The organism is Pseudomonas sp. p99-361 (assembly GCF_003935475.1).
Taxonomy (GTDB): Bacteria; Pseudomonadota; Gammaproteobacteria; order Pseudomonadales; family Pseudomonadaceae; genus Aquipseudomonas; species Aquipseudomonas juntendi.
Genome location: NZ_RHQO01000040.1, coordinates 39321 through 46314, shown reverse-complemented (window position 1 = coordinate 46314; position 6994 = coordinate 39321). Strand labels below are relative to the sequence as shown.

Genomic DNA, 6994 nt, shown 5'->3' with positions numbered 1-6994 from the left:
GCTGACGACTCATGGCACCTCCTATTTGGGCCTCATTATGAGGCTTGGAGGTGTCTACGAAACCAGGGGCGATTCATATTTCCTGTTCAGCCATCAAGAGAAATGGGCGCCGGGCGGGCCACCTGCGAAGCATTGATTGATCTGAACGGCTAAGGCCAAGTCTGCAAAACAGGCTTGGCCTTAGCCAAAGTCTTGTACTAACGCTTCATCCCTTTGTCGCATGGATACGCATCAACGATAGGAAGTCCTCAAATGTGAGCCGTGCGTCAAGCTGCTCATAAACCCGTACCATCCGCCCATCACCCACTGGCTCGCCGTAACTACCATCCGTTTCGATTCGCAAGGCTGGGCGCTCTTTATATTGACTACTTTCTTGAGAAATAGCGCTAAGGAGCACGGTGGGACTGTCACCTGGAGGCCATGCGCCGCCGATGTCTACAAATGAGGGGGGATTGGTAAACTTTTCATAAATCCAAGCGCTGAAGTCTGAAATTGGCCGCATCCGATCCTGCAGCTCAGCAACAGAGAACTGCATCTGACGATAAGCGTTTTGCGGAATTTGCCAGATCGGAATCATCGACTGCTCAATAACAATTCGCGCCGCAGCTACATCGGTTGCTAAATTATATTCCCACCCGCAGTGAGGGTAGCTACCACCTCCAATCCAAATCAGAGTCATTCGTTTCGCGATCTCAGGATTTAACCGGAGCGCCGCTGCCACATTTGTGAGTGGGCCGCCACATGTAATCTAAAGAGGCAGGGGGTCATCTGGCATAGCTTCTTCAACGATAGCTTTAGCTGCAGCACTGACTTCCGGGCTGGCCAGATTAAATCTTTCTGGACCCAACCTCAACCCGCGGTGGGCTGACTATTTTCGCCCGTTCGATTAATTCAACGGCAATATCGCGACCGACAGCAGCGGAACGATCTGCTGGCACACTGCCCGACATTTTTGGGTTCAGCGCAGACGAGGTACAGAGGACAGTACGCGTCTTGGGCGTCAATAACTGGTGTGCCAATGCCACGAGCGCATCCGGGTCGCCAGCAAAATCATTATCCACAATGATACGAGCAGAGGCTCGCTGCGGCACCGTCCGAAAGGATGCACCAAAGGCAGTTCCAGACAACAAGATCATCGACCCGCAAAATGCCCAGTTGAAGTTTCGACGCGATAGCATTTTCACTTCCCCTTTATTATTAGAATTTCAGCTGCACAACTGACTAATGCGGTCTGTAGTGTAATAACGATCCTGATCTTCATTCCTCGAATATCGCCACCGCCCGTACAAACCCCGCCGACGCGTGTTTGATCTTGTAAGGGAAACAAGAAACCAAAAAACCATTGGCCGGCAATTGCGACAGGTTGGCCAGTTTTTCCATCTGACCATAACCAACGTCGCGGCCTGCTTTGTGCCCTTCCCAGATCAGCGAAGCATCACCGCTTTCAGCAAAGCGCTCACGGGTGTATTTGAAAGGTGCATCCCAGCTCCAGGCGTCAGTCCCTACCACTTTCACACCCCGGTCCAACAGGTAAAGCGTCGCTTCGCGCCCCATGCCGACCCCAGCATCCAGGTAGCCAGGCTGCCCGAAAAGCGCGCCTGCCCTCGTGTTCACCAGCACGATATCCAGCGGCTGCAAGTCATGCTGAATGCGCTGCAGTTCTGCCTCCACTTGCGCCGCTGTCACCACGTGCCCATCGGGCAAATGGCGAAAATCCAACTTCACACCTGGCTGCAGGCACCACTCCAAAGGCAGCTCATCGATACCGAACGCCGGCTTGCCCCCGTCGGTGGTCGAGGCGTAGTGCCAGGGCGCGTCCATGTGGGTGCCGCTGTGCGTCGTGATGGTCAACTTCTCCGCTGCCCAGGATTCATTGCCAGGCAACTGATCGAGCGTCAAACCAGGGAACATGGCGGCCATCTCGGGCCAACCTTGTTGATGATCCATGTAGTCGATATGAGGCAATAACGGCGGTGGGTCAGTGTAGGGGTTGTTGTCCAGGGTCACGGATAGATCGAGAAAACGACGTTTGCCAGTCAGCGTCATGGGGTAGGTCCTTTAACGAAGTTGGAAAGCATGCGGGGCTGTCAGATACTGCTGGGAACGACCTGTTGATTGATCGCACCGAACACCGGCTGGCCATCCAGGCCGAGTACCTCCATATGCACCCAGTCGCCATAGCCCATGAAGGGGGTCTGAGGGGCACCATGCTCAATCATTTCTATGGCGCGGCGCTCGGCGATACAGGCGCAGCCAACGCTGCGATCGGCATTGGACACCGTGCCAGAACCCAACACCGTGCCCGCACTCAAGCGCCGAGTGAGCGCGGCATGGGCGATCAATTCATGAAAGCCAAAATGCATGTGCGCGCCGTGGGGATGGCCGAACCAGGCGCCATTACACTGCACATGCAGCGGCAAGTGGACCCGTCCCTCGTGCCAGGCTTCGCCAAGTTCGTTCGGGGTGACCGCCACAGGGGCAAAGCTTGTCGATGGCTTGGCTTGGACGAAGCCGAAACCGGTCTTCATTTCACGCGGGCCCAGCGCGCGCAAGCTCACATCGTTGAGCTGCACCAACAGGCGGATATGGCCAAGTGCTTCGGCGGCCGAGCAGCCCATGGGCACCTCACCAACGACCACACCAAATTCCCCCTCGAAGTCGATGCCATGGGCGACGTTCGGCAGCATCAGGTCATCCATCGCGCCGAGAAAATCATCACCCGCCCCCTGGTACATCAACGCAGTGGTCTCGATGCCATCAATGGGCTCCAGCTTATAGGCGCGTTGCATGAGGTCGGCATGGTTGAGAAAACACGAGCCGTCCAGCCACTGCCAAGCTCGCGGCAGCGGGGCCATGGCCTGGGATGGGTCAAACACCGCGGCACCTGCCACCAGGCCCGCATTGAGCGCCTGATAACGCGCCTGCAACGCGGGGCTTACCAGGCTCCAGCGGTCCAGGGCCAGTTGCAAGGTGGGGGCGATATCCGCAGCGCTGGCCATGCGCGTAAGGTCTGTGGAGATCACATGCAAACAGCCGTCACGGGTACCATCTCGTAGGGTTGCCAATTTCATAGCCAGAAGCTCCCGGTGATTTGCAACGTGTGCAAAGGGTCATGAGTGAGTGGCCGAGGCTTGAGCGAAAGGCCGGCGAAACGCACCCGCGCGCGCCACGATGCCAACGCTTAGCAGCACACCGAACAACAACGCACTAGCCAGTGCAGTTGCGCTCGGCGCCAGGGCCGGACTGAAAAATGCGGTAACAAAGGCGAAAAACAGCGTTTGTTCGAACGACAGCAGTGAGTTGGCCATGCCTCGATAACTGGCATGGCGCTCGACCGCCAGCAAGCTGATACAAGGCATGACCAAGCCAAAAGCAAAGCTCGCGCTCCCCAGCGCCAGCACCGCGAAGGGGACCTCGGGGGTGTCGGTCAGCATGAAGTAAGCAAGGTTGCAGGCACTGGCGCCCAGCAGCAGCGCGTAGCCCACCCGCAGTTGCTGGCTGCGCGACCAGCGCGACGCCTGTCGCGCACTGAAGGCGGAGCCAAACATGGCCCCCCCCACCAATGGCATGAACACCCAGCCGAACTGGGTCACCTGCAGCGCCAGCACGTCCAGCACAAACCAGGTGGCTGCGCCGATGTAGAGTGAAAACACCATGAACGTCAGGCTGCTGGTGACCGCCATGGCCTGAAAGCGCAGGTCACTGGCTATGACCAAGTAGTTCGCGCCCAGTGCGCGCAGGCTTAGCCGGGCGCGTTGTTCGGGTTTCAACGTTTCGACAAGCTGCAGCCTTGCCCAGATGAACAACACAGCGCCAAACCCGGCCTGAGCCAGAAAAATGGCCCGCCAGCCCAGCGCATCGAGTAGATAGCCGCCAATCAGCGGAGCAAAAGCAGGGGCCAGCACGAACGCCATGATGACCTGGGACATAGCACGCATCGCCGCCGCGCCTTGCAGCGAGTCCTGAATCATCGCCCGCCCGACAACGCCCCCAGCACCCGCTGAAAGGCCCTGAAAAATGCGAAACAACAGTAGTTGCTCTGCATTCATTGAGCACGCCACAGCCAGCGAACACAAAGTAAATGTGCCCGTGGACCACAACAGCACCTGGCGCCGCCCAAGACGGTCGGAAAGCGCGCCATACACCAGCACCATGACTGCCAGGCCAACCAGATAGATACTCAACGACAGCTGGATTAGCCAAGGCGCTGCGTCTAGTTGCTCGCTGATCGAAGGCATCGCCGGCAGGTACATATCTATGCCCAGCGGGCCGAGCATACTCAGCCCGGCCAACAGCAGGATGATGGTGTGTTTCATTCAGGCGCCTCAGAACGACAGGTTAAGACCTGTTTGGAAGATCAATGCATCATCACGTGCGGGCGCGAAGGTCGGCCCTTGTTGGTAGGTCAAGCCGTTAACCCAATACACACCTCGGGTCATCTGCGCGGCATAGGACAACGACAACGCCGTGGAGACGCGCTCGGCATCACCGCCGTTGGCTTCCACTGCGTCGTGCGCATACTTGCTAAAGTAGCTACGGGTGAAACCGATAGACGCCATGTCGCGCTGGCGACTTTTGAACGGTCCGATGTAAAAGGTGGTGACTTGAAAGTCCTTGGTGTAGAGGTTGCGGTCTTCCGGTGCATAGTTGACCTTCGCATCCAAGTACAAGCCACGCGGACCTGCATTGTTCGGCTGCGTCACTTGCTGAGTAACCGCTGCGTACCCGCCATAGTTGCTATCGGTCATACCACCGTTGCGAAGGTCGCTGTAGTGACTGGTATTGTAGATTGCACCTGCCCTTGCCCAGAATGCTCGCTGATTGGCACCTGCGTCGACCTTGTAGCCAATCTCATCCACCACCAGTGCACGTGACCCCTTTACCTTGATTTCGAAGCCGGTCGGGTTCTCATCGAGGTCGTATTGGAAGCGGTTAGGGCTGGCACTGCGCGCAACCGAGGCGCGGTTATACCAACGCTTGCTGGCGTCCTTGATACCCACGGTAAATGCAGGGCTAGGTGTGAAAAGTGATAGGCCAACCTGCACCGGGATCACACTGGTCGGGCCCAGTGCTGCCGCCGAGGAGTTACCGCCCAGCACCATGCCGTAATATTCGCGGATCAGGTTGTAATAACCGTATTGAAGTTCCAGACGACCGTCGTAAAAACGTTGATTGATGGCGAAGCTAGACATAGTCGTAAAATTTGGATTTCCGGCTTCGTAGTTACCCGACTCCCACGTCCCGCCCAACACAAACTGCGCATCGCCGCCCCAACCCATGCGAGTCAAATCATAAGTCAGTTTAAAGCCCGTCGACTGACGAAACGTTGGGTTTTGTCCGTTATACAACTGCGGTTTCTCATCATGACCAAGAACGTCATAACGGAAGTTCGGCATCACGTTTATGACCAGGCCCATACCGTGCTCGGCCAGCATCGAGCGAAGCCCGAGCAAATCGGGGGAAATCGTGTCGCAAGGCTGGGTCTGTCGCAGTACTGCCTCCGTTCGTGGGGTGTACTTGGCGTAAGCCTGACAATTGTCCTCGAAAATAGGCAAGGCGCTTTGTGGCAAGTTACCCGGGCTCGCCTTACTCTCAGCCGCCATCGGTGTAGTTGCAAAGGCCACAGGACAAGTTGCAAAACACAGCAAGGTAAACAGGACTTTCGAGCACTGCATGACTTCTATCCTTTTTTTGTTTTCAGATAACGCTAGATTTGAGGCGCACGCATAACTCCGCCACCTGCATGCAGGCAGCGGAATATAAGTTTCAGATCAACTTGCTAGTGTGGAGGGCTGACGCAGATTTCGAGGAAGCAGCCAGGCAACCAGTAGTGCAACCGCCGAAACACCACCCAACGCAACGATCGCTGTCGCCAAGCCACCCAGTGCAGAGGCCAGCAGCGTGACGGTAAACGGGCTGACGAACTGGCCGATGAAAAACGCCCCGGTCCAAATACCCACCCCACGACCACGGTGCTGCGCACTCAGGCTGCCTAGGCACCAGTTGATCAAGGCCGGTATCAACATGCCGCAGCCAACCTGGGCGACAAACGCGGCCGCCACGGCCCAAGGCACCGTGCTAGCCTGCCCCAAACCGATAAGGCCAATGGCAAACAGCAGCATCACAGCGATCACATGCACATTGATGTCTTGTTTCGACAACTTCGCGAAGAGCAACGCCCCCAGCGGCACGCCGAGCCCAGCAATAGCACCCGCGGTGCCAATATCCGCCGGGTTGGTCAAACCCAACAGGTGGAACACCTGGCTGACCTGCAGCACCTCGACGTAGTAGAGAACCGCACAGAACAGCGTCACCGAGGCGATAATGCACATTTGATGCACGGGGAAGCGATTGTTTCCTGCAATAGTGGAAGTCTCGCGGTGGGCTACCGGCTCCCAGGTGAAGAACAGCAGCAGCACGAACACCACGAAGGCGAGCAAGTAGAGCAGGAATGGCCCTTGCCAGCCAAAGCCACCCAATACACCGCCAAGGAACATCAAGGTGGTGCCTGAAAGAGAACCCACGGCACTTTGCACCGCCAGCCATTTGCGTCTTGGCTCAGGCGGGTAGAAGTCTCCCATCAAGGTGTTGGCTACCGTCATGATCACCGCTTCGGTGATCCCCAGGCCAAATCTGCTAATGATGATGGGCACAAGATCATTCAAGAAGTACGGCGCAAAGCCGCATATCCCGTAACCTAACACCGCCGCTAATAACAGACGACGCCTGCCAAGGCGGTCGGCCAACCACCCCGCCAGCGGCGACAACAGTGCAATGCACGCACTCGGCGCGGTAATCAGCAATGGAATCAGGAAGCGTGCTTCAGGGTGGCTACCGAACTGTTGCAACAACAAGGGGATGATAGGGATCAGCGATAGCAGCCCCATGATTGGCAGTTGCGTGGTGAATACCAGTATCAGCGCTTGGGCCGCACCGGCTTTACGCTCGGCAGACGGGCCCTGGGTGCTAGGAACAGCGTTAGACATGATCGACT

Annotated in this window: 6 protein-coding genes; all 6 read right to left on the bottom strand. The window is 57.1% G+C overall.

Annotated features, from left to right (window positions below):
• Positions 1–205: 205 nt before the first annotated feature.
• The 6 genes from EGJ22_RS17505 to EGJ22_RS17480 all read right to left on the bottom strand — a co-directional run bounded on the left by EGJ22_RS17505 (position 206) and on the right by EGJ22_RS17480 (position 6986).
• Positions 206–748, bottom strand: a complete 543-nt coding sequence (locus EGJ22_RS17505; protein WP_104148228.1) for a nucleoside hydrolase — start codon at positions 746–748, stop codon at positions 206–208.
• 509 nt (positions 749–1257) lie between these two features.
• On the bottom strand, positions 1258–2046 hold the full coding sequence (locus EGJ22_RS17500) for a cyclase family protein (protein WP_029886831.1): 789 nt from the start codon (positions 2044–2046) through the stop codon (positions 1258–1260).
• Positions 2047–2087: 41 nt separating this feature from the next.
• Positions 2088–3071, bottom strand: a complete 984-nt coding sequence (locus EGJ22_RS17495; protein ID WP_029886832.1) for a fumarylacetoacetate hydrolase family protein — start codon at positions 3069–3071, stop codon at positions 2088–2090.
• Between the two features lie 39 nt (positions 3072–3110).
• A complete protein-coding gene (locus EGJ22_RS17490) occupies positions 3111–4316 on the bottom strand; it encodes a multidrug effflux MFS transporter (RefSeq protein ID WP_029886833.1) in 1206 nt (401 codons plus the stop codon).
• 9 nt (positions 4317–4325) lie between these two features.
• The gene (locus EGJ22_RS17485; RefSeq protein ID WP_064314239.1) at positions 4326–5675 is read right to left on the bottom strand and encodes a carbohydrate porin; all 1350 of its coding nucleotides are present in this window, start codon (positions 5673–5675) and stop codon (positions 4326–4328) included.
• A gap of 96 nt (positions 5676–5771) precedes the next feature.
• Complete coding sequence (locus EGJ22_RS17480; protein WP_029886835.1) at positions 5772–6986, bottom strand: MFS transporter; 1215 nt, start codon at positions 6984–6986, stop codon at positions 5772–5774.
• Positions 6987–6994 lie beyond the last annotated feature (8 nt).

What these genes read in the sequence shown, in the direction of transcription:
- EGJ22_RS17490 (WP_029886833.1), bottom strand. Translation starts at nt 4,316, where the DNA reads ATGAAACACACCATCATCCTGCTGTTGGCCGGGCTGAGTATGCTCGGC.
- EGJ22_RS17485 (WP_064314239.1), bottom strand. Translation starts at nt 5,675, where the DNA reads ATGCAGTGCTCGAAAGTCCTGTTTACCTTGCTGTGTTTTGCAACTTGT.
- EGJ22_RS17480 (WP_029886835.1), bottom strand. Translation starts at nt 6,986, where the DNA reads ATGTCTAACGCTGTTCCTAGCACCCAGGGCCCGTCTGCCGAGCGTAAA.
- EGJ22_RS17495 (WP_029886832.1), bottom strand. Translation starts at nt 3,071, where the DNA reads ATGAAATTGGCAACCCTACGAGATGGTACCCGTGACGGCTGTTTGCAT.
- EGJ22_RS17500 (WP_029886831.1), bottom strand. Translation starts at nt 2,046, where the DNA reads ATGACGCTGACTGGCAAACGTCGTTTTCTCGATCTATCCGTGACCCTG.